General features: G+C 70.6%; 14 protein-coding genes. 7 read left to right on the top strand and 7 right to left on the bottom strand.

What is annotated here, in order from left to right; translation table 11 throughout:
• Nucleotides 1-24: 24 nt before the first annotated feature.
• The 4 genes from G6O69_RS03395 to G6O69_RS03380 all read right to left on the bottom strand — a co-directional run bounded on the left by G6O69_RS03395 (nt 25) and on the right by G6O69_RS03380 (nt 4,837).
• A complete protein-coding gene (locus tag G6O69_RS03395; RefSeq protein ID WP_172302091.1) occupies nt 25-1,566 on the bottom strand; it encodes a thrombospondin type 3 repeat-containing protein in 1,542 nt (513 codons plus the stop codon).
• Between the two features lie 3 nt (nt 1,567-1,569).
• On the bottom strand, nt 1,570-2,463 hold the full coding sequence (locus tag G6O69_RS03390) for a hypothetical protein (RefSeq protein WP_172302090.1): 894 nt from the start codon (nt 2,461-2,463) through the stop codon (nt 1,570-1,572).
• Entirely contained in the window at nt 2,447-3,028 is a 582-nt protein-coding gene (locus G6O69_RS03385) for an RNA polymerase sigma factor (RefSeq protein ID WP_172302089.1), read from the bottom strand. The genes G6O69_RS03390 and G6O69_RS03385 overlap by 17 nt, the downstream gene beginning before the upstream one ends.
• A 63-nt stretch (nt 3,029-3,091) precedes the next feature.
• Nucleotides 3,092-4,837 (bottom strand): ATP-binding protein, encoded by a 1,746-nt coding sequence (locus G6O69_RS03380; protein ID WP_172302088.1) that lies wholly within the window; start codon nt 4,835-4,837, stop codon nt 3,092-3,094.
• Between the two features lie 452 nt (nt 4,838-5,289).
• On the opposite strand from G6O69_RS03380, the gene G6O69_RS03375 reads away from it, so the two are divergent.
• Together G6O69_RS03375 and G6O69_RS03370 are read left to right on the top strand one after the other, a co-directional pair.
• On the top strand, nt 5,290-7,320 hold the full coding sequence (locus tag G6O69_RS03375) for a serine/threonine-protein kinase (protein ID WP_172302087.1): 2,031 nt from the start codon (nt 5,290-5,292) through the stop codon (nt 7,318-7,320).
• 79 nt (nt 7,321-7,399) lie between these two features.
• Complete coding sequence (locus G6O69_RS03370) at nt 7,400-8,407, top strand: NADP-dependent oxidoreductase (RefSeq protein ID WP_172302086.1); 1,008 nt, start codon at nt 7,400-7,402, stop codon at nt 8,405-8,407.
• Between the two features lie 94 nt (nt 8,408-8,501).
• On the opposite strand, the gene tesB is transcribed toward G6O69_RS03370, so the two are convergent.
• Nucleotides 8,502-9,380: an acyl-CoA thioesterase II gene (tesB, locus tag G6O69_RS03365; RefSeq protein WP_172302085.1), complete on the bottom strand. Its 879-nt coding sequence runs from the start codon at nt 9,378-9,380 to the stop codon at nt 8,502-8,504.
• Between the two features lie 621 nt (nt 9,381-10,001).
• Between tesB and G6O69_RS03360 the strand changes: the two genes are divergently transcribed.
• Nucleotides 10,002-11,171: a serine/threonine-protein kinase gene (locus tag G6O69_RS03360; protein WP_172302084.1), complete on the top strand. Its 1,170-nt coding sequence runs from the start codon at nt 10,002-10,004 to the stop codon at nt 11,169-11,171.
• 34 nt (nt 11,172-11,205) lie between these two features.
• Here G6O69_RS03360 and G6O69_RS03355 read toward each other — a convergent pair whose 3' ends face one another.
• Both G6O69_RS03355 and pilB read right to left on the bottom strand, forming a co-directional pair.
• A complete protein-coding gene (locus G6O69_RS03355) occupies nt 11,206-13,599 on the bottom strand; it encodes a sigma 54-interacting transcriptional regulator (protein WP_172302083.1) in 2,394 nt (797 codons plus the stop codon).
• Nucleotides 13,600-14,410: 811 nt separating this feature from the next.
• A complete protein-coding gene (pilB, locus tag G6O69_RS03350) occupies nt 14,411-16,123 on the bottom strand; it encodes a type IV-A pilus assembly ATPase PilB (RefSeq protein ID WP_172302082.1) in 1,713 nt (570 codons plus the stop codon).
• A gap of 161 nt (nt 16,124-16,284) precedes the next feature.
• Here pilB and G6O69_RS03345 point away from each other — a divergent pair, with 161 nt between their 5' ends.
• From G6O69_RS03345 to G6O69_RS03330, 4 genes are all read left to right on the top strand, one after another.
• Complete coding sequence (locus G6O69_RS03345) at nt 16,285-17,616, top strand: class I SAM-dependent rRNA methyltransferase (RefSeq protein WP_172302081.1); 1,332 nt, start codon at nt 16,285-16,287, stop codon at nt 17,614-17,616.
• Nucleotides 17,617-17,806: 190 nt separating this feature from the next.
• Nucleotides 17,807-18,811 carry a carbohydrate-binding protein gene (locus G6O69_RS03340; RefSeq protein ID WP_172302080.1) on the top strand — a complete coding sequence of 335 codons (1,005 nt, stop codon included), beginning with the start codon at nt 17,807-17,809 and terminating at the stop codon, nt 18,809-18,811.
• Nucleotides 18,812-18,827: 16 nt separating this feature from the next.
• On the top strand, nt 18,828-22,052 hold the full coding sequence (locus G6O69_RS03335; protein ID WP_172302079.1) for an alpha-amylase family glycosyl hydrolase: 3,225 nt from the start codon (nt 18,828-18,830) through the stop codon (nt 22,050-22,052).
• Nucleotides 22,053-22,170: 118 nt separating this feature from the next.
• Complete coding sequence (locus G6O69_RS03330; protein WP_172302078.1) at nt 22,171-23,295, top strand: type IV pilus twitching motility protein PilT; 1,125 nt, start codon at nt 22,171-22,173, stop codon at nt 23,293-23,295.
• Nucleotides 23,296-23,327: the final 32 nt, after the last annotated feature.

Here is a 23,327-nt window from a genome sequence, read left to right as displayed (position 1 = left end):
TGCGAACGAGTATAGAAGAGCGCCTCACTCGGACCAGCAGGCCGCGCCCCTGACTAGCGTGGGGCTGAAGGCGCCGTTGCAGGCCGCCCCGGCGTTGGGCCAGGCCATGGCTTGCTCGTCGACGTAGATCGTGTTGCTGGGATCGAAGGCGAACATGCAAAGATCGCAGGCGTCGCCGACCCCGTCGAAGTCCTGGTCGTGCTGAGGGAGCAGGCAGGCGTGGGACCACAGCGCGAGCGGGTCGTCGCCGACGTCGGTCAGGGTCAAGGCGGTGGCCGCGTCGACGCCGGCGTCGGCCAGGGCTTGCTCGCAGCCGGGGGGGAGCTCGACCGCCCCGGGGGTGGCGAGGGTGGGGCCCGTGAGCGAGGTGCACAGGCCCTGCTGCTCGTCGGCTTCCGAGCACTCGCGGACGACCGGCACGCCCAGGGGCGTGTGCAGCTCGCCGTCGCCGGGGTAGAGGGTCACGCAGCAGCGGCCGTCGACGGCGACGTCGTAAAAGCCGATCGGGGCGGGGTCGCTGCGCTCGGCGCAGGCCGAGTTCGTCTCGCAGGCGGCGCCCACGAAGTCGCCGTCGGCGTCGTCGATGGCCATGCCGGCCGCGGCCACCTGCATGGGGTTGGCGCTCCCGGGGCAGGTGTCGCAGACGTCGCCGACGAAGTCGGAGTCGCGGTCGGCGTGGTTGCAGACCCCCGCGGCGGTGCAGCTCGTCGCGTCGGGGCAGTCCTCGTCGCTGGCGCAGGCGAGGGCGGCCACGGGGATCCGCGGGCACAGGTCTTCGAGGTTGGACAGCCCGTCCTGATCGAAGTCGTCGCTGCCGGCGAAGCCCACCGGCCCGGCGGCCCCGGGCAGGGTGCTGCCCTCGCAGGCGTCGCCGATGCCGTCGCCGTCGGCGTCTTGCTGGCAGTCTTGGCCGGTGCCGTCGTCGGCGAGCGTCCCGTGCTCGGGTGGGTTGTCAGCGTCGTAGCCCTGGCAGTTGGCGACGGCGACGCAGTTGTCGCAGACGTCGCCGACCCCGTCCTGATCCGCGTCGCCGGTCCAGGGCGTGTTGCGGACCCACAGCCGGGGATCCTCGATCGTGTCGACGCGGTAGTGCTCGGGCTCGAAGGGGCAGCGGTCGCAGGCGTCGCCGATGCCGTCGCCGTCCTGGTCCGTCGTGCTGGCGTAGATGCCGTCGTGGAGCAGGGGGCAGAGATCGGCGACGTCCCCGAGCTCGTCGCCGTCCTGGTCGAGCTGGCTGGGGTTGAAGTGGGAGGTGGCGTTGTCGCAGGCGAGGGCCACGTCGTCGCAGTCCTCGTCCTGGGCGGGGCTCAGGTCTGGGCCGAAGCAGGGGTCTCCATCGTCGGCGCTGTCGGTGGAGTTGGTGGCGCTCGAGTCGCTGTCAGTGTCGCCGGAGTCGGAGTCGGAGTCGGCGTCGTCGGAGTCGGCGTCGCCGGAGTCGGTCGAGGTGGTCCCGGTCCCGTCGCTCACGGGGTCGTCTCCGATCGACTTGTCTGGGAGCACGCAGGCGACGAGGGTGGCGAGGGGAAGGAAGAGCAGCGGCGAGGTTCGATCGATGAGGATTTGCATGGCTCATGGAGATCGGTCTCCGATCCGCTCGGAATCTGTCCCGCAGCTGACCGCGACCCGGCGGCGCAGCGGCGAGCCGACGAGGGTGGGCTCGAGCGCAGCGCGGACGCCTGCGGCCTCTCGCTCGCGCCCGAGGTCGCACAGGAGCTCGAGGCGCAGGACCTCGCGCTCGGGGGTCAGAGCGCTGTCGGGGAAGCGCTCGCGGTGGCGCTCGAGGGTCGCGAGCGCGGCCGCGGGATCGCTCGCGCGCGCACGCTCGGCGGCGCGGAGCAAGGCGAGCTCCTCGGCCAGGGTCGAGGTGCCCTGGGCGGTGCCTCGCTGGGCCGAGACCTCGGCTGGGTCACCGCCGAGGTCCGCGGGCGCCCGCGCGCGAGCCGACGCCGAGGAGGCGGAGGCGGAGGCGGAGGCGGAGTTGGCAGGCGAGGCGGCGGGCGGCGAGGCGCTGGGCGAGGCCGCGGGAGGCGGGGCGCGCTCGCTGTCCCGTGGCTGCGTTCGCGGGTCGTTGCTCGCTCGCTCGCGCGGTGGCTGGGGATCGACGCTCGCGCGGGCCGTCGCGTCGGCGGGCTGCGCCGCGGCTGGGGAGGTCGGTGGCGACAGGGCGAGGGCGCCGAGCTTGAGGGCGAGCAAGCCCGCGCAGGTCAGGCCCGTCGTCGCGCCGACGATCTTGGCGGCCCACAGCAGCTGGCCGCCACCGGCTTGGCTGGTGACGAGCTCGCCTCCCGATGGCGCAGAGGTCGGCTCGGGTAGCTGGCCACCGCCAGGGTCTTCGGGCCGCTCGGGTCCGCCGGGGCCACCGAGCTGGGCCCGCAGCCGCGTCAGCACGAGCTCGTTCGCGCCGGGGGGCGGAGCGTCGCGGTCGAGCAGGGCCCGGCGCGTGAGGTCATCGAGCTTGGCCATGATCGCTCCCCCCTCGTGGGTCTTTGGGCTCACCGAGGGCGCGCGCGATCTGTACCCGCGCGCGACGCAGGCGAGAGTAGACGGTGTTGAGCTTGCAGCCGAGGGCGTCGGCGACCTCTTGGGCGCGCATACCCTCGACCTCGATGAGCACATAGACCTCGCGGCGGTCGGGCTCGAGGGCCGCGATCGCCTCGGCGACCCGCTCGAGGCGATGACGGGCGCTGACTCGCTCCTCGATCGGGCGCAGGGCGGGCGGCTCGCGGGCGGCGACCGCGGCGAGCTTTCGCTGGTGACGCTCGAGGCCGCGGCGGTGGTTCGAGGCCACTCTGCGCGCGACCCCGTGGAGCCAGGCGCGGACCGAGGCGTGCTTCGACCACGCGCCAAAGCGCCGGTGGACGATCACGAACACGTCCTGGCTAGCGTCCTCGAGCTGACCTCGGGGCACACCAAAGCGCCGCAGCGTCCGCCAGACGAAGGCGAAGTGCTCGTGATAGAGGGCCTCGAAGGCGGCCGACAGGGGCTCCTGGGCGCGCTCGGGCCGAAATTGATGATCGCGTGCGTTCACCCTCTACTCGGGCAGGTGTCCGGACGCCGAGATTCCGTCCCGGTGGTGGCGGCGGTCCGGGGATCAGGGCCGGCCCGTCGCCCGGGGGGAGGGCGGCGGCCCCAGGATCGCGGAGACCTTGGCCAGGAGCTGCCGCGGCGAGAAGGGCTTGTAGAGCAGGGGGGTGCCGGCCTCGCCGAACTCGTAGTGCTCGCCCTGACCGGCGCAGACCAGCACCGCGCCGCGGGGGTAGACCGTGCGATAGGCCGAGATGAGCTCGGTCGCGCGGCCGTCGGGGAGCAGCGCGTCGGTGCACAGCAGGTCGAAGCGCCCGTCGCCCAGCAGGCGCTCGGCGGCGTAGAGCGAGTGGGTGCAGGTCACGGCGTAGCCGGCGTTGGTCAGGGTCCTCGTCATCACCCGGGCGACGTCGAGGCGGTCCTCGACCAGCAGGACGTGGGCGTCGGCGCGGCCGACCGGGCGCAGGGTCTCGGTGTCCTCGACGTCGTCTTGGGGCTGGGTGGTGGCGTCGGGCCAGCGCAAGGTGAAGCACGAGCCCTGGCCCAAGCTGGACTCGACGTCGATCTGGCCGCCGGCGCAGACGACCAGATCGCGGACCATGGACAGGCCCAGGCCGGTGCCCTGCTGCGGGCCCTTGGTGGTGAAGAAGGGCTCGAAGAGTCGGGTCCGGATCTCGTCGCTGATGCCCGCGCCGTCGTCGGCGACGTAGAGCAGGGTCTCTCGTTGGGGGCTGGTCCGGCAGCCCACGCGGATCGTCCCCGGGCCTGCGCAGGCGTCGCGGGCGTTGATCACCAAGTTGAGCAAGATCTGCTCGAGCACGGCGGAGGACAGGGGGACGTGGGCGCAGCGGTCGACCTCTGCGCGCAGGTTCAGGGTCTTGGGCAGGATGCGGCCCATGGACCGCACGAAGCGCTCGATCAGCGGTCCGGGCTGGCAGTCGGCCTCGCTCTCGTCTCGCGGGCGGGCGAAGCCGAGCAGCTGGCGCGCCGTGGAGGAGGCCGACTCGACGGCGGCGCAGCCCTCCTCGACCAGGCCGCGGCGCTCGTCGGGGTCGTCGGTCAGCCCGAGCTCCTCGATGGTGCCCTGGAGCACCAGCAGCGCGTTGTTGAAGTCGTGGGCGACCCCGCTGGCCAGGCGCCCGGCGGCCTCGAGGCGCTGGGCCTGGGTCGCGACCTCGAGGGCCTGGGCCCGGGCGCGCTCGGCCTCGCGCTGGTCGGCGCGGGCGTCGAAGGCCAGGACCAGGGCCTCGCGCATGGCCAGCTGAATGCGCGTGAACATGATCGCCAGGCCGCTGGTGGCGATCGCGACGAGCCCGCTCATGCGCAGCCAGTCGGCCGTGGTCTCGGGGGTGTGTGGCACCGTCAGCCAGCCCTGCTGCGCGCCGATCGTGCTGATGAGCATCGTGGCGCTCGAGGTGATCACGCTGGCGACCGCGCCGCGAACATTGAAGAAGAATGTCGCGGACAAGGTGGCCCCGCAAAACAGCAGTCCGACGCCGAGCAGCGCGCCGTAGTGGAGAAAGCAGGAGATCGCGTAGAGGTGCAAGGCGACGCCGAGCAGCGCGTTGAGCCGGCGACTGGGGGGCGGCCAAAAGCCAGCGCCGAGGACCAGCGCGCAGACCAGCTGTAGGATCAGCAGGGGCGTGAAGCCGTGCTCGGTGACCTCGAGGGTGGTGAAGAGCAGGGCCGCCGGCGCGGCGATGTAGAGGATCAGGGGTCGAAGCGCCTCGATGGCGCCGAATTGGATCCCCTCGTCGACAGCCTCGAGGTCGAGCGCGGGCTGGTCTTCGTGCGCCTCCACCACCAACTTCATGATGCTAGCACCCATGGCATTGAAGCCACGTCCAATGCAGGTCTGCGGGCGCTCTCGGTCCTCTGGCCGTAGCGTCGCCTCGGGCCGCGCCGAGGCTGGATTGGCCTCGCCTGTGGTGGATGCGCGGACCGTGAAGCCGAAGGTGGGCGGGCGTGGGCTCGGCGGGTCGCGGCGAGGGGAGCGGCGACGCCTGGTGTCGCGCGGGGTGGGTACAAAATGTGGAGCGCAGCTCGGGGCGCTGAAATCATCATGGTGGGTTCGCTCCTCACCGAGTCTGCACTGGACATCGAGGCACCTGGGCGCAAGTCGCGAGTAGGTGCTGTATCGGACCCCTCGGTGTTAGGCTCGCTGCTGGGGTTGAAGCGAGAATTGCGTGTTGGGTTCCACCACGGGCTGCGAGGCCGTCGCACCATGCTCGACTTCGCTCGGGCGCTCCGGGGGCGGTCTCGGGGATGACGGCGCTCGACGAGCGGCTCAGCGAGCTCGGCCTCGATGAAGCCACGCTCACGCTGGCGGAGGCCTTCGTGGCGCGCGAAGGCAAGCTGGTCCTCGAGCGCGAGGCGCCGGCGGAGACCCTGGGCGAGGGCGATGAACGAGGTGAGGGAGAGGGCGACACGGGAGGCCCCGAGAGCACGGGGGTGCTCGCTCTGCCGCGGCTGCTCGGCGATGGCGATGGCGATGGCGATGGCGAGCTCGTGCTCGAGCGGACCATCGGCTCCGGGGGCATGGCCAAGGTCTGGTCGGCGCGCCAGCAGTCCCTGGGCCGACGCGTGGCCGTCAAGCAGCTTCGCGCCGAGCGGCGCAACGCCAAGAGCCGCGCGGCGCTGCTGCGCGAGGCTCGGCTAGCCGGCTCCCTCGAGCACCCCAACATCGTCCCGATCCACACCCTCGGCCGCAGCGACGAGGGCTGGCCGGTGCTGGTGATGAAGTTCATCGAGGGCACGCCGTGGAAGCGGGCCCTCGAGCCGCTCTATGTCGAAGGCCGCGACCCCGACCCCGGCCAGGTCGAGCGCGCGCTGCGGGTGTTCATGGCGGTGTGCACCGCCGTCGACTACGCCCACAGCCACGGCGTGATCCACCGCGACCTCAAGCCGGACAATGTGATGCTCGGGGCCTTCGAGGAGGTCTACCTCGTCGACTGGGGTCTGGCCCTCGAGCTCGGCCCGCGCGGTCACGCGCGGCCCGAAGACGTGATCGGCCTCGAGGGCACGCCGGGCTACATGGCCCCCGAGATGGTCGCCAGCGAGGCCGAGCGCATCGGCCCGTGGACCGACGTCTACCTGCTCGGCGCGATGCTCCACGAGGTCTTGCTCGGCGCTCGTCGCCACGTCGGCGAGAGCATCACCGAGACCTTGCTCGCCTCGCACGAGTCCTCGGCCCACGACTACCCGAGCTGGGTGCCGGAGGAGCTGGCCGAGATCTGCAACCGCGCCACGCAGCGCGAGCACGAGCTGCGCTTCGCTAGCGCGGCGGGCCTGCGCGACGCCGTGGGCGACTTCCTGCAGCACCGGGCCGCGGTCGATCTCAGCGAGGCCGCGCGCCAGAGCTTCGCGCGGCTGCGCAGGGAGACCCTCGAGCCCGCGCGCTTCGCCCAGCTCGCCGCCGAGGCGCGCTTTGGCCTGCGCCAGGCCCTGCGCGAGTGGCCCGAGAACGCCCGCGCGCGCCGAGACCTCTGCGCCCTGCTCGAGTTCTTGCTCGAGCGCGAGCTCGGCCTCGGCAACGCCCAGGCCGCGGCCAGCTACCTCGGCCAGCTGCAAGACGAGGCCGAGCGGGAGGCTCGCGGCGAGGTCCCGAGCGAGGCCGACGAGGCGATCGAGATCTCGGGCGGCCGCCCCGGCTACGCCAACCGCCTGGCCGACTACGAGTCGCGCCTCGAGCAGCTGCGGGCGCGCCAGGCCGCGCGCGAGCACGACGCGGAGGCCCTCGAGGCCCTGCGCCGCGACGCCTCCTTGGTGGTCAACGTCGCCCTGCGTCGGCGGCTCACGATGATCAACGCCTCGATCCTCGCGCTCGGGGCGGGGCTGCTCTTCTCCGTGCGCTACTTTGGGATCTACGAGCCCAGCTACGCCGCGATGATCGTCCTGACCGGGCTGCTGACCCTGGTCACGGGGATCGGCAGCAGGTTCATCGATCGCCGGGAGGGCAACCTCGCCAACCGCCAGCTCATGGCCTCGATCACCGCGGGCTGCGCTGGCGTGGTCTTGCTGTTCTCGGTCGCGTGGATCGGAAAGCTCGACCTGATCGCCACCCAGGCCATGGCCATGGTCATCGCCGCGACGATCTCCGGGGTCATGGGCGCGACCTTGGATCGCCGGATGCTGTGGACGGGGATCGGCTTCGTCCTCGCGGCGGTGCTGATCTGCCTGGTGCCGGATCTGCGCGGACTGTGGGTCTCGATCTTCGGCGGCTCGAGCTTCTTGCTCGGCAGCGCGCTGTGGCGGCGGATGAACTCGAGCGCGCGGATCGGCGGGGTCTCGGCCTGACGCCACTCGAACGCGGGCCTCCCCGACGGGGGAGGCCCAGGTAGGCAGGTTCCCGAGCGACCGCGCTATCCTGCCAGCGATGAACCGCGAGAGCACCCAGGTGATCCTCGTCCGCCGCCCCGAGGGGCTGCCGACTGGCGAAGACTTCGAACTGCGCACGGCCGAGGTCGGCGAGCCGGCGGCCGGCGAGGTCGTCGTCGAGAACCGCTTCATCTCCCTCGACCCGGCGATGCGCGGGTGGATGCGCGAGGGTCGGTCCTACATCCCGCCGGTCGGCCTCGGCGAGGTCATGCGCGCGGGCGCCGTGGGTGAGGTCGTGGCCTCGGCGGACCCAAAATTTTCCGTGGGTGACCACGTCTACGGCGTGACCGGGGTCCAGAGCGTGGCCCGGACCGCGGCCAAGGGGCTGACCAAGGTCGACCCCAAGCTCGCCCCGCTCTCGGCCTACCTGGGGATCCTCGGCATGCCGGGGATGACCGCTTACTTCGGCCTGCTCGAGGTCGGCGCCATGAAGGCCGGGGACACGGTCGTCGTGTCCGGGGCCGCGGGCGCCGTGGGCTCGGTGGTCGGGCAGATCGCCAAGCTCCAGGGGGCCAAGACCGTGGTCGGCATCGCCGGCGGCCCGGACAAGTGCACCCACCTGATCGACGACCTCGGCTTCGACGTGGCCATCGACTACAAAAACGAAGACGTGCGCGCGCGCCTGGCCGAGGCTTGCCCCGACGGCCTCGACGTCTACTTCGACAACGTCGGCGGCGAGATCCTCGACACCGCGCTCGGCCGCCTCGCCCGCGGGGCGCGGGTGGTGATCTGCGGCGCCATCTCTCAGTACAACCAGGCCGACAAGATGCGCGGCCCCGCCAACTACATGGCGCTGCTGGTCTCGCGCGCGCGCATGGAGGGCTTCGTGGTCTTCGACTACGTCGCGCGCTACCCCGAGGCCTACGCCAAGCTCGGGCCGTGGCTGGCCGAGGGCAAGCTGCGCTACCGCGAGACGGTGATCGACGGGCTCGAGAACTTCAGCGAGAGCTTTGCGAAGCTGTTCTCGGGCGAGAAGCTGGGCAAGCTCGTGCTGAAGGTCGGCTGAGGCTGGCGACGCTCGAGCGCGCGGGCTCGGACCGACTCCGGTCCGGGCCCGCGCGTGTTTTGGGCCGCTGTGCTCGGCGCGGGTCCGGCCGCGCTCAGGGCTGAGGCGCGGGCGCGCGCATGCGGATCAGCCCCTCCTGGGCGGTGCTCGCGACCATGCGCCCGTCCTGCGTGAAGATCCGCCCGCGCACCAGCCCGCGGCCGCCGTGGGCGTTGGGGCTGTCGACCACGTTGAGCAGCCACTGGTCGACGCAAAAGGGCTGATGGAACCACATCGCGTGGTCCAAGCTGGCGATCTGGACGCCGGGGGTCAGCCAGGTCACGCCGTGGGGCAGCATCGCGGTGGTCAAAAACGAGAAGTCCGAGGCGTAGGCGAGCAGGTAGCGGTGCAGCGCCGGGTCCTTGGGGAGCTCGCCGTTGGCCTTGATCCAGAACATGCGCCGCGGCTCGCGAGAGGGCACCTGGATCAGGTCGGTCTCCGAGTCCAGGGGGCGGATCTCGAAGGGGCGCTCGGCGAGGAACTTGGCGCGAAAGGGCGCTGGGATCTGGTCCGCGTGGCGCTGGACCTGCTCTTGCTGAGTGAGCAGGGACTCGGGCGGGGGGACCTCGGGCATGTCGTCTTGGTGCTCGAAGCCGCTCTCTTCGACCTGAAAGGAGGCCGCGAGGCTGAAGATCGCCTTGCCGTTTTGGATCGCGACCACGCGCCGGGTGGTGAAGCTGCCGCCGTCGCGGATGCGGTCGACCTCGTAGACGATCGGGCGATCGACGGCGCCGCGGCGCAGGAAGTAGCCGTGGACGGAGTGGACGGCGCGCTCGGGGGGGACGGTTTGGACCGCGGCCGAGAGCGCCTGACCCAGGACCTGACCGCCGAACACCGAGCCCCAGCCGAGATCCTGGCTCTGGCCACGGAAGAGGTTGACCTCGATCTGCTCGAGGGCGAGGAGTTCGACGAGCTGGTTGAGGATCTGACTCATGGCGGGCCGACAATAGCGCCGCGCGAGCGCGCCGCCAGCTTGGGCCGCAATGGCCGGAATTGGGTCGCGTGCGGGCTCCTCGTGGATCGTTCGCGGGGATCGTGTGGATCCAGGTGGGTCATTGCGGAGACTTTTTCGAGCCACTGCTTCGAATTGCTCGTGTTTGAATTGACCTCGTTTTTCCTGGTGCGAACAACCTGGTGACGCGGCCATGTTCGAGCGCGCTGTGGTGTGGCGTCCATGGTCGGTGTGGCGTCGACGAACTCTGGGGTGGCGACGAACCATGGGGCATTCGTGCTGGTCCAAACTCGAGAACGAAGGTGAAGCCCGAGCGTTGGTGACCCGAAGTGAGCTGCGATTGGCCATGAGATCAGGCCCTCGATGGAGTCGATGCTCGATAGTCTTCACGACCTGATCTGGAGGCCAAGTGTGGCCAATCGTACAGGTTTGTCTCATGAATTAGGCCTGAGACACATGTGTCTCGCGCCAATGAGACACATGTGTCTCAGCAGGGCGCGGACGAACGAACGCGTGGTCTAGGAGGCCAGAAAAACAGACAATCCACAGGGGGCTATCTGGATCGGATGATGCACGTGATGAGGGCAGCCCCGGTTGCCTCTCATGAACATGCAGCAGAGCTTCCCCCCCCGCCCCCTTCCCTCCGAGTCCTGCGACGCCGACGTCGTCATGCCGCGAGACTTCGAAGAGGAGACGACTCAGCCGCTCGTCGCGGTACAGGCCAGTCGCGAGCCGACGCGGGCCGATCTCGACCAGCTCGAGGCTGGGGAAATTTGCCGCGTCTACATCGAAGAGCGCTACGTGCTGCACGAGCACCTGGGCTCTGGGGGCATGTCGGAGGTCTACGGCGGGGAGAACCTGCGAAACGGTCGCGCGCTGGCCTTCAAGATCGCGAGCGACTCCGAGGACGCGCAGGACCTCAACCGGGCGATGTTGATCCATGAGGCGCGGATCGGGGCCCGCCTGCGTCACCCGAACCTGGTCGATATCATCGATCTCGGGGCGACCCGCTCGGGGCTGACCTACCTGGTCATGGAGCGGCTGCAAGGCGAGGACCTCGCCGGGTTGCTCGAGCGCAGGGGTCGTCTGCCCTGGGTCGAGGTCCGCGAGATCATGCTCCAGATCTGCGCGGGGCTGAAGGCGATGCACGCGGCGGGGGTGATCCACTGCGACCTCAAGCCCGAGAACTGCTTTTGTGTCACGGGCGAGGAGGGCCGGCAGATCAAGCTGATCGACTTTGGCGTGGCGGCCCTGGTCGGGACGGACGTCGAGAGCGATTGCAGCTGGGACACGAGCATCCTCGAGACGATCAGCTCGTCGGGGACGCCGGCCTATATGTCGCCGGAACAGATCCTCGGCGACGAGGTCGACGCGCGCAGCGACGTCTATGCGCTGGGGGTGATCTTGTGCGAGCTGCTGACTGGCGCGGTGCCCTTCAGTGGCTCGACTCGCCACGCGGTGTTTCAGGCGCACCTGCACGGGGCTCGCCCGAGCTTGACGAGCCTCGCGCCGACGGGGCTGGACCTCGACTCGCGGCTGGAGGCCGTGATCGCGCGGGCGATCGCGGTCGACCCCGACGATCGCTTCGCCGACATCGGCGCGCTCGAGGCGGCGCTCGAGGCGATCCCCGCTCGCTCGCTCACCCGCGCCTCCGGCGGGGTCGAGGTGCCCGCGAGCTGCGAGTCCCAAAGTCGGATGGCGCGCGTTCGTGAGCTGATCACGCGTCGGCGTCAGCAAGACAGCCTGCGCCGCGCTCGGTTGCTGCCCTCGTGAGCCGTGGCGTTGGAGCGCGCACGAGGTGTGGCCCTCAGATGTCGAGGGACTCGAGGCGCCGGTAGAGGGTCGCGCGGGCGATGCCGAGCAGGCGCGCGGCCTTGGAGCGGTTGCCCCCGGTCTGGCGCAGCGCCGCGAGGATCTTGTCGCGCTCGGCGTCGTCGCCCTCGCTCTCGCTGGGGGTCTCGCCGGCCTCGAGCTCCCGCGGGAGGTCCCAAGGACGGATCGCCACGCCGCGGCAGCGGACCACCGCGTGCTCGATGATCCCTCGCAGCTCGCGGACGTTGCCCGGCCAGCTGTGCTGCATGAGCAGCTCGAGGGCGACGGGGTCGACCTCGCAGACCTGCTTGCCGGCGGTGACGTGTTCGTCGGCCAAGAACGCCTGGATCAGCGCGGGGATGTCCTCGCGGCGCTCTCGCAGCGGGGGCAAGAAGATCCGCGCGATGCGGATCCGGTAGAGCAGGTCCTCGCGGAACTCGCCGCGCCCGGACATGGCCTGGATGTCGCGGTGGGTCGCGGCGATGATGCGCACGTCGACCTTGCGCGGGCGGGTCTCGCCCACGCGAGTGACCTCGCGTTCCTGTAAGACTCGCAGCAAGGCGCGCTGCATGGTCAGCGAGATGTCGCCGATCTCGTCGAGGAAGATGCTCCCGCCCTCGGCAGCCTCGAACAGGCCCGGGCGATCACTGGTCGCCCCCGTGAACGCGCCCTTGATGTGGCCAAAGAGCTGCGAGCCCAGCAAGGTGTCGGTCAGGCCGGCGCAGTTGACGGTCACGAAGGGGCCGTGGCGGCGGGCGCTGGCCTCGTGGATGGCCCGAGCGACCAGCTCCTTGCCGGTTCCGGTCTCGCCTTCGACGAGCACCGTCCACGTCCCGGCCGCGACCTGCTCGATCGCGTCGTGGACCCTGCGCATGGCCTCGCTCGCGCCGATCAGCCCGTGGTCAGCCCGGCTCGGGGGCTCGCGGGTGCGCTGGTAGACCTCGGACACGTCGTAGATGAAGAACACGTGCTGGGTCGGGCTGCGGGGGTCGTCGCGGACGTCGATCTCGACGTAGCGCAGGCGCTCGTGCACGCGCAGGCGGGCGCCGATGCGGCTGCGCTCGGCCTCGGGCAGGGTCAGGCAGGCCTGGAGGGCTGCGCAGGCCCGCTCGTCGACGGGCAGGGCCCGCGTCCACTGCCGGCCGAGGGCGTGGGCCTCGACGCCGGCGAGCTCCGAGCAGCTCTCGCTGACGTGGAGGATCTCGCCGCCGGGGCTGATCACCATGGTGCCGACGCTGAGCAGGTCGAGGAAGCTGGTCAGCTCGGCGTTGCTCTGGCGCAGCGAGGACAGGGCCTTGGACAGGGCCTGGGTCGAGGCCTGGCGCCTGGCCTCGGCGCGGCAGGCTTCGAGCAGCCCCGCGTAGGTCGCGAGCAGGGGCTGGAGGAAGTCGATCATCGCCTCGTCGTAGCCGCCGGCGCGGTTGGCGAGGCCGACCATGCCGAGCAGCTTGTCGCCCTTGGCGACCGGGAGCCCGAGGTAGGCATGAAGAGGCGGGTGCCCGGGCGGGAGGCTGCCCCGGCGCGGGTCGTTGGCCGGGTCGTTGGCGAGCACCGGCGCCCCGGTCCGCAAGGTCGCGCCGAGCAGGGTGTCGAGGTTGCGAAACTCGAGGCCGGCGCCGACGAACTCGCGGGAGCTGGGATCCCAGGCGATGTTGGTGATCGCGTGGGTCCGCAGGTAGGGGGCGTCCTCGGCGTCGTAGCGGATCTCGCCGATCAGCCCGAAGGAGCTGTCCGAGAGCTCGAGGAAGTGCTCGAGCATGCGCTCGCAGACCGCGGCCAGCGGCTCGCCGAGGATGAAGGAGCGCTGCGCGGTGGTCACGGCCGTGGCCAGGCGGTTGGCGAGGGCGAGGCGCTGCTCGCTGGCCACCAGGGCGCGCTGCTCGTGTTCGACCCGGCGGATGTAGCGACGCAGCTCGAGGGCGTCCATGGCCTGGTGGGCGAGGCGCCGGAGCATCGTGAGCTGCTCGGGGCCGAGCACGTGCGGGCGGTGGTCGAGCACGCACAGCGTCCCGAGCACGTGGCCCTCGGGGGTGATCAGGGGCAGGCCGGCGTAGAAGGCCACGTGGGGCTCGTCGCAGACCAGGGGGTTGTCGCAAAAGCGCGCGTCTTCGCGGGCGTCCTCGACGACCAGGCTCTGCCCCGTGGCGACGACGTGACCACAAAAGGACAGCTCGCGCGGGGTCTGGACCATGTCGACACCGTGGCTGGCCTTGAACCACTGGCGATCGGCGTCGACGAAGGAGATCAGCGCCGCCGGCGTGTCGGCGACGTGGGCCGCCAAGGTGACCAGATCGTCGAAGTTCTCCTCGGGGGCCGTATCGAGGATCTCGTAGCTCTCGAGCGCGGTGAGCCGCGCTACCTCGTCTTTGGGTATGCGGGGTGCATGCATCTCGAAGCTCGCGCGCGCCACCTCGGAGATGCCTGGTGAACGTCGCGCTCGTGTCAGCATCGGTCCAACTACCAGGACGACACCCTCGAGGATGATTGGGGAATCGTCTTCAGTCTGGGGGATCCGTCCAGGGCCGACAAGGCGGCGCCGCGGGGATCCAGTCAATTGCGTATTTTCTAGATCGTCGCTTTGCCTGCGTCGAGGCGCGAAATCGGGCCATCATGTCGTTTTGATCGCATTGTCCATGATGGGGCCGGCGCGGCCTCGAGTGGCGCTGCTCGGAGCTCTGTCGAGTTTTGGGGGCGCCACGCTCGGGCCGCGGGAGGGGCGATGAAGAGCGGTCCGGCGCGGCCCCCCTGGCCTGGAACTTCGTCGCCTGGGCCGGCCAATGTGGGGTCTCGGTCGTGGCCGTATTGGGATGTGCGCGTTTTCCGCCTGGATCTGCCCAATGTCACGAGGCGCTGCGCGAGGCTCAATTGGTGCCTCAATGAGTCAGGCAAATCGAGCGACGCGGATCGTCGCTACTTTGGAACGCTGACAATCCGAGCAGCAATACGCGCTCGGGAATGCACGAACGATCTTCTGAGCGACTCGACCAATCGCGCGACGGGACGCCTGCGGTAGGGGGGCGCGGGCGAGTGGCGATACTTGGCGCGCGGGACAGCCGGCGGTCACTCGAGTAGCCACTTGTCCGGGCGGGTTGGGCGCCAACCCAGACCGCCGTCGTCCGCGGGCCAATGCGCGCAGTCGATGGCGGTCCATCTGCGAGAGCAGCGAGCGCTGCGAGAGCTTGGGGAACTCGGGCGGCCGCTCAGTCGGCCGCGGTGACGCGCAGGACCTCCTCGAGGGTGGTCATGCCGTCGTGGATCTTGTTGAGGCCGCTGCGCCGCAGGGTGTTCATGCCCAGGCGGATGGCCTCGGCCTTGAGCTCGCCCGTGGAGGCGCCCTGGAGGATGAGGTCCTTGAGCGGGTCCTTGAGCACCATGACCTCGTAGAGCGCGACGCGGCCCTTGTAGCCCGAGTCGCTGCAGGTCTTGCAGCCCTTGCCCTTCATCGGCGTGCACTTCTTGGCCTCGGCGGGCTTCATGCCGGCCTCGATGAGGGCCTCGGGGGTGATGCTGGTGTCCGGGACCTTGCAGTCCTTGCAGATCCGCCGGGCGAGGCGCTGGGCGACGATCAGGTTGACGGCCGCGGTGACCAAGAAGGGCTCGACGCCCATGTTGAGCAGGCGGTTGACCGTGGACGGCGCGTCGTTGGTGTGCAGGGTCGAGAGCACCATGTGGCCGGTGAGCGCGGCCTTGACCCCGATCTCGGCGGTCTCGAAGTCCCGGATCTCGCCGACCATGATGATGTCGGGGTCCTGGCGCAGGAAGGAGCGCAGCGCGGCCGCGAAGTTGAGGCCGATGTCCTCGTGCATCTGGACCTGGTTGATGCCGCCGAGGTTGAACTCGACGGGGTCCTCGGCCGTGGAGATGTTGACCTCGTCGTCGTTGAGCTCGGACAGGGCCGAGTAGAGCGTGGTCGTCTTACCCGAGCCGGTCGGGCCGGTGACCAGGCACATGCCGTAGGGCCGGTGGATGGCCTCCTTGAAGTCGCCGAGCGGCTCGGTCTCGAAGCCGAGCTTGGTCATGTCGAGCTGCAGGTTCTCCTTGTCGAGGAGGCGCAGCACGATCTTCTCGCCGTAGAGCGTGGGCAGGCAGGACACGCGAAAGTCCATCTCGCGGCCCTTGGACAGCTTGATCTTGATGCGACCGTCCTGGGGCAGGCGGCGCTCGGCGATGTCGAGGTTGCTCATGATCTTGAAGCGCGAGGTGATCGCGTTCTTGAGCTTGAGCGGGGGGTTCATCTCGTGGTGGAGCACGCCGTCGATGCGGTAGCGGACGCGGTAGCTCTTCTCGTAGGGCTCGATGTGGATGTCGCTCGCGCCCTTGCTGATCGCGTTGACCAAGATCAGGTTGCAGAGCTTGACCACCGGGGCCTGCTCGGCCTCGTTTTGGCTGTCGAGGGCCGAGAAGTCGTCGTCGTCGTTGTCCTCGAACTCGATGTCGTCGAGCTCGATGTCGCCGAGCACCTCCTGGTAGGAGGCGACCTCCTTGGCCGGCGCGTAGTAGCGCTCGATCGCGGCCTCGATCGCGGCGTCCGTGCTGACCACCGGCTCGATGTGCAGGCTGGTCATGAACTTGACGTCGTCGATGGCGTAGATGTTGGAGGGATCCGCCATCGCCACGATCAAGCTGTTGTTCGCGCGCTGGACCGGGATCAGCACGTGCTTGCTGGCGACCTCGCGGGGCACGAGCTCGATGACCTCGGGGTCGATCTCGAAGTCGTCGAGGGTGATCGAGGGGACGCCGTACTGCTTGGACAGGAAGTCGGTGAGCTCCGACTCCTGCAAGATGCCCAGGCGGGTGAGGCTGTAGGCCAGGCGCTTTCCTGTGCTGCGCTGATCTTTTTGCGCTTCGCGCAGCTGTTCGGTGGAGATGAGGTTCTCGCGGACCAGGAGTTCGCCAATGCGTTCGGAGGCCATGGGGGATTCTCGGGAGCGCGCGAACACCGATCTCGCGCTCGCGTCGCGCTCGCAAGCGAGGGTACACGTGCGGGGGGATCGCCGCCAACGGGCGCGCATCTCGGGGCCGTCGGTGTATGGACGATCGCGCTGCGGACCGCGCTGAGATATCCTCCCCGGCCATGACTGATGGGAAGAAGCGCAGCTCGCGCAACGCGCACGATTCCAAGCCTGGGCGCGACACCAAGCGCGGTCACGCGGGCGCCCGCCAAGGTCCGCGCCGAGGCAAGAGGACCAAGGACCAGTTCAAGCCCGCGGTGCGATCCCGCGGGGCGAAGGTCCGCGAGTCCGTGGCCCGCTGGCTCCGCGCCGGACACCCGTGGATCTTCCGTGACGCGCTCCTGCGTCCCCTCGATGGCGTCGAGCCCGGCGCGTTGATGGCCGTCGCCGACGAGGACGGCAACCACCTCGGCTACGGCCTGTTCGAGCCCGAGGGCGCCGTGGCCCTGCGCATGGTCAGCCACGAGGTCGACTTTCGCTGGGACGAGGACACCATGCTCGCGCGCCTGCGTGCGGCCAAGGCCCACCGCGAGCGCTACGTCGACGAGGGCTTCGCTGGGGCTTCGCGGCTGATCCACGCCGACGGCGACGGCTTCCCGGGGCTGGCGGTGGATCGCTACGGCGAGTTCTTGCTGGTCTACAAGTACGCTGCGGCCGTCGACGCCTACCTCGACCAGCTGCTCCCGCTGCTCGAGCAAGAGTTCGCGCCCGGGGGGATCTACCTCCAGGACCGCACGCGCTCGGTCAGCGCCGAGGACAGCCAAAAGCGCCCGCCGGCGGCCCACCTCGCCGGCAAGGCGGCGCCGCCCGAGTTCGAGGTCGAAGAGGACGGGCTGCGCTTCTTGATCGACGTGACCGCGCCGGTCTCCCCCGGCCTGTTCCTCGATCTGCGCGAGGGTCGGCGCATGCTCGAGCGCGTGGCCAAGGGCAAGCGCGTGCTCAACTTGTTCTCCTTCACCGGGGCCCTGGCCCTGCGCGCGGTCCGGGGCGGGGCGGTCGATGTCACCAACGTCGACGCCGCGGCGCGTTCCCACGCGCGCTGCCGCCAAAACCTCGCCGCCTCCAACATGGACCCGGAGGCCTGCGAGGCCCTGACCGGCGACGTGTTCAAGCACCTCGAGCGCTTTCGCCAGCGCGAGCGCAGCTTCGATCTGGTGGTCGTGGATCCGCCGCCCTTCTCCACGGTCAAGGGCTCGACCTTCTCGGCCCTCGAGCACTGGAACCAGCTCGCCGAGGCGATCGTCCGCGTGGTCGAGCCCGGCGGCGAGATCCTGGCGGTAGCCAACGCGGCGTCCCTGACCGAAGAAGAGTTCCTCGGTGCCATCGGCGAGGGCTCACAGGCGGCGGGGCGCAGCGCTCGGGTGATCGCCGAGTGTGGCCTGCCCCCGGACTTCCCCGTGCTCGCGGCCTTCCCCGAGGGCAAGTACCTCAAGGTCAAGCTGCTCACGGTGTAGGCGACGCCTGGGGCGGGCCTGCTCGGCCGGCGTCTGGGCCTGGTGGGGCCGGGCCCGAGGTGGGCCCGAGGTGAGCCCGAGGTGAGCCCGAGGTGAGATGGGGTGCCAAACCAAGCCCCCGGGGGAGCCCACCGTGGTCCTTGCGACGGCTCGGTCGCCCCTGATATCAGGGCGGCCGAGGAAGCCGACCATGACCACAGGACACAAACAAGACACGCCCGCGCTCGACACCCCCACCGCCCCCTCGCCGAGCCTCGAGCAGGTCCTGTCGGAGATCGGCCGGCGCGGCAAGCTGGCGCTGCGCCTGGGCGTGGTCAAGGGCACGCTGGTCCTGACCAGCGCCGTCACCCTCACCAACCTCGCGGCGGCGATCTTCGGGCCGGCGATCGCCCAGGCGTCGATCAACGAGGGCAGCGACTGGGCCCAGGACGAGGGCACCCGCGACGAGGGCAAGGTCCACTACTACGGCGAGTCGTGGTCGCACACCGAGACCACCGGCCAGACCTGCGGTGAGCGCGGCTGCTACGGCGGGACGACGACCACGACGGCGTGGGTCAAGATCCGCGTGCAGCCGCAGTCCGGGGCGGACCTCGACGCCAAGCGCGTCGGCGTGGTCTACCGCGACTACTACGGCAACCAGGCCACCGCCGTGGGCTCCTATTTTTCGACCCACGCCGACGGCTACGAGGAGTGGCACGTGCCCGTGGTCATGTCGGGCTACCAGACCGTGATGGCCTTCACCGCCTGGTACCAAGACGGCACCGGCCAGAGCCCGACCTGGTACGACGACAACATGGGCGAGCTGCACGTGGTCACCATGAACGGCCACCAGGCGATCCGCCGCAGCTACGCCACCGACGTGTCGATCGACGACACCGGCGTCCACGGCAGCATCGTCGCCACGGTCACCGACATCGACTACGACAAGGACATCCGCCTGGTCTACACCACGGACAACTGGTCGACGGTCGAGGAGCTGAGCATCGGCGAGGACGAGCTCAACGCGTGGCAGTGGGTCAGCGACTCGGGCAACAGCGAGACCTGGCAGCTCGAGCTCGAGCTCCCCGGGAGCTTCGATCACATCGAGTACGCCCTCGTCTACCGCCACGGCGTGGTCAACGGCGCCGACGAGTACGAGTACTGGGACAACAACTACGGCCAGAACTACCGGGTCGAGCTCAGCACCGAGTCCTGAACCGCGGACCGCTGCCTTGACCACGCGCCTGCCGATCGTCGAGCGCGGCCCCTCGCTGGACGAGGTGGACGGCTCGCTGGTGGTGTTTCGCCACCGCGGCGGGCGCGGGCTGGCGCTCTTTGGTGAGGTGGTGGACTGGCGCACGGGGCTGGCGATGCAGCCGCGTGGCGACCACGCCGAGCTCGCCCTGCGCCTGCGCCCGGGGATCTACGCCTACAAGTTCCGCACGCCCGCGGGGGACTGGCAGCTCGACGCCGACAACCCGCGGACGCGCAGCGTCGACGGCCAGCGCAACAGCGTGCTGGTCGTCGGCGGCAGCGCCGAGCCGCTGCTCCACGCGCCGGCCTCTCCGACGCTGTGGCTGGGCGAGGACGGGCGGGTGTGCGTGCGCGCGGGGCTGCGACGCGGCTGGGCGGGCGCGGGGGCGGGCGACGCCAGGCTCACGCTGCGCTGGGACGAGGGCGAGGGCCCGCGCGACGTGGCCATGCGGGTCGTCGCCGAAGAGGACGAGCACCGGATCTTCGAGGCCTGGCTGCCGACCTCGGCCCGCTTCTTCGACTACGTCTTCGTGCTCGCCGACGGGCGCGTGCGCGGTCAGGCCGGCGCCCCGGGCGTCGGCTTCCGCGTCGATCGTCGGCGCCTGCGGGCTCCGGCGCCGAGCTGGTGGCGCGAGGCGGTGGTCTACACCCTGCTCGTCGATCGCTTCCGCGCTGGCGGCCGCGGCGGGACCTGGCCGGCGCGGATCGTCGAGGCCGTCGACGCGGCCGAGCTGCGCGCGGGACAGGCCCCGCGCCACATCCCCTTCGGTCGCGTCGACGTCGACGAGCAGCGCCGCATGGCCTGGGAGCAGGGCAGGGCGGGGGGCGACCTCGAGGGGGTGATCGAGGGCCTGGATCACCTCGAAGCCCTCGGGGTCACGGTCCTGCACCTCACGCCGATCTTCGAGGCGCGCTCGGCCCACCGCTACGACGTCGTCGACATGCTTCGCGTCGACCCGGCGCTCGGCGGTGAGGCGGCGCTGCGTCGGCTGCTCGACGCGGCCCACGCTCGAGGCATGCGCGTGCTCCTCGACGTGACGGTGAGCCACGTGCACCGCGACTTCTTCGCGTTCGCGGACGTGCGCGCGCGCGGCCGCGACTCGCCCTACTGGGACTGGTTTCACATCCAGCGCTACCCCTTCGACGAGGGCCTCGACCCCGGCTACCTGAGCTACGCCAAGGGCGCCTGGCAGGAGCCCGCGCTGCGCTGCGAGCACCCGGGGGTCGTCGACTACCTCGTCGGCGTGTTCGAGCACTGGGCGCGCTTCGGGGTCGACGGCTTCCGCGTCGACGCGGCCGCCGACGTCCCCCTGGGCCTGCTCCGGCGGGTCCGCGAGGCGGTGGCTCGGATCGCGCCGCAGGCCGTGGTCTTTGGCGAGGTCGTGCCCGACAACCTCCAGCGCTGGACCGCGGCGGCCCTCGACGCGGCCACGGATTTCCCGGCCCAGCAGGCGCTCTACGCGTGGCTGTTGCCCAGGGGGGGCGAGGGGAAGGGGGGGGAGGGGAAGGGGGGCGAGCCCGAGGGGGCGGGGCGCGCGGCGAGCCTGCTCGCGCGCCGCCGGGCCAGCCGCGATAGCCTCGGCGCGGGGAGCCTGGCGTTCACGGCGACCCACGATCAGCCGCGCCTGCGGACCTTGGTCGGGCGCGCGCCGGCGCTGCTCGGTCAGCTGCTCGTGCTGCTGCGCGCGAGCGTGCCGGCGCTGCTCTACGGCGACGAACTCGGCATGCACAGCGACGAGCCCGAGCGCGGCTTCGAGGACGTCTGGCCCGACCGCGGCGAGCTGTCCTGGGACCCCGAGCGCTGGGACGCCGAGGCCCTCGCGCTCCACCGCGAGGCGCTGGCCCTGCGCCGGCAAAGCGCGGCGCTGCGCGAGGGCGACGAGCAGTTCTTCACGCTCGAGGGCGGCGAAGATCGGGTCTTGGGCCTGCGGCGCACCAGCGGCGCCGAGATCTTCGAGCTCCTGCTCAACGCCAGCGACGAGCCGCGGAGCGTCGCGCTGCGCGAGGACGCGCCCTCGGACGCGGTGCTGCGCTTGCGCCATGGCGAGGTCGAGCTGGCGCCCGAGGCGGGGCGCGTGACCCTCGGGCCGTGGGCCGCGGCGCTGCTCGAGCGTCGCCCGTCCGCGGCCGTGCTCGCGGTCCTCGACGCCCTGCGCACGACCAACGCCGCCCGCGCCGAGGCCTCGTTTCGCGCCGGCGAGCTGACCACCCTGGCCTTGCCCCGGCGCCTCTATCTGACGGTCACCGAGGCCTGCAACCTGCGCTGCGATCACTGCATCACCCACGCGCCGATCAAGACCCGCGAGGGCCGGGCGCGGACGATGCAGCCGTGGCTGCACGAGGCCCTCGAGGACGCCTTCGCTACGGCCGAGTACTTTGGCTTCACCCACGGCGGCGAGTCTCTGGTCAGCAAGCAGTTCATCCCGCTGCTGCGCGCCATCGCCCGCGCCCGGGGGCCCGGCGCCCAGCCCTTCGACGCCCACCTGCTCAGCAACGGCATGCGCCTCGACCTCGCCACCGTGGAGACCATCCACGGCCTGGGGATCAACAGCCTGGCCGTATCCCTCGACGGGGCGAGCGCGGCGAGCAACGACGGCCTGCGCCGCGGGGCGAAGCTCGACGAGATCCTCGCCAAGCTGCGGGCGATCGTCGCCTGGCGCGAGCGGACCGGCGCCGACCTGCGCCTGGGGATCTCCATGGTCGCGGGGATCGAGACCGTCGCCGAGCTCCCGGCCATGGGCCGCCTCGCCCGCGAGCTCGGCGTGGACTGGCTCAAGATCGAAGAATTTTACCCGGCCACGCCCCGGGCGAAGCGCGAGTTTCTCGAGCCTCGAGACCCCCGCTTCGCCGCGGGCATGGACGCCCTGCGGGCCGAACTCGCCGGCTCGAGCCTGGTGCTCGTGGATCACCGCGCCGTCCCTGCGGGCTGCTGGTGCCGCGCCGAGCCGGGCACGGCCCTGCGCGAGTTCCTCGAGGCCGACGCCTTCGCCAACCGGGCGCGCTTCTACGCCTGCCGCATGGCCTACGAGCAGGCCTGCGTCGAGCCAGACGGGAGGGTGCACGCGGTCGCCTACGAGGCCCCGGCGCTCGGGAGCCTGGCCGAGGCCTCGCTGCTCGAGCTGTGGAACGGCCCCCAGGCCCAGCATGCGCGGCGGGCCGGCCTGGCCTGGGCTCGTTCGCAGTGCGGCCTGGCGATCCCCTGAGATCGGGGCGAGGCAGCGCGCTGCGCCCGTGTTCCCGTGCGCGCACCTGCGCGTGTGCGCGTGTGTGTAGTCGAAGCCCTACCTTCTTCGCGCTCGCGGCGGTAAAGTGCCGGCAAGCATGAACGAGATCTTCGACCGCGTGCTGATGGCCGCCCGCAAGCTGGGCGCGTCCGATGTTCACCTCAAGGTCGGCCGCCCGCCGATCTTCCGCATCCGCGGTCAGCTGCGCACGCTCAAAGACGTGCCGGCGATGAACAACGACGTGATCGAGACCTTCGCGGTCAACATCATGAATCAGCGCCAGCACCAGATCTTCATGGAGAACTGCGAGGTCGACCTCGCCTACGGGACCGAGGACGGCTACCGCTACCGCGTCAACGTGTTCCGCCAGCGCGGGACCACGGGCATGGTCATGCGCATCATCCCCTCGCAGATCCCGGCCTTCGACCGGCTCAACCTGCCCCCGCGGGTGCGCGAGATGTCGACCGAGCACCGCGGCCTGGTCCTGGTCACGGGCATCACCGGCTCGGGTAAGTCGACGACGCTGGCCAGCCTGCTCGAGGTCGTCAACACCCAGCGGCCCGCGCACATCGTGACCATCGAGGACCCGATCGAGTACGTCTTCGAGGACAAGCGAGCGATCGTCAACCAGCGCGAGGTCGGCTTCGACACCATGGGCTTCAAGGGCGCGCTGCGCTCGGCCCTGCGCCAGGACCCCGACGTGATCCTCGTCGGCGAGATGCGCGACCACGAGACCATCCGCACCGTGATGCTGGCCGCCGAGACCGGCCACCTGGTGTTCTCGACCCTGCACACCGTCGACGCCACCGAGACCATCGCGCGCATTGTCCAGATGTTCCCCCACGAGGAGCAGATCGCCGTGCGTCTCCAGCTGGCCTCGATCCTGCGCGGGATCGTGTCGCAGCGCCTGCTCCCGCGGGCCGACGGTCGCGGGATGATCCCCGCCGTCGAGATCCTCGTGAACACGCCGCGCGTGCAAGAGATGATCTCTGACCAGATGCGCACCCACGAGCTCGTGGACGCGATCCGCGAGGGCGCCAACCCCTACGGCATGGTCACCTTCGACCAGTCGCTGATCGCCCTGGTCAAGCGCAAGCTGGTCACCTACGAGGTCGCGCTGGCGGCGAGCACCAACCCCGCCGACTTCGAGCTCACCTTCCGCGGCGTCACCGGCGGGCCCGACGACGACGACGAGGACGGCGAGTTCTTCGACCTCGATTGAGTGGGCGGCAGATCGGGCGCGCTCGCGGCACG

The organism is Pseudenhygromyxa sp. WMMC2535, assembly GCF_011083025.2.
Note: the sequence above shows the minus strand (reverse complement) of the source record. Positions and strands in the feature narration are given on the sequence as shown.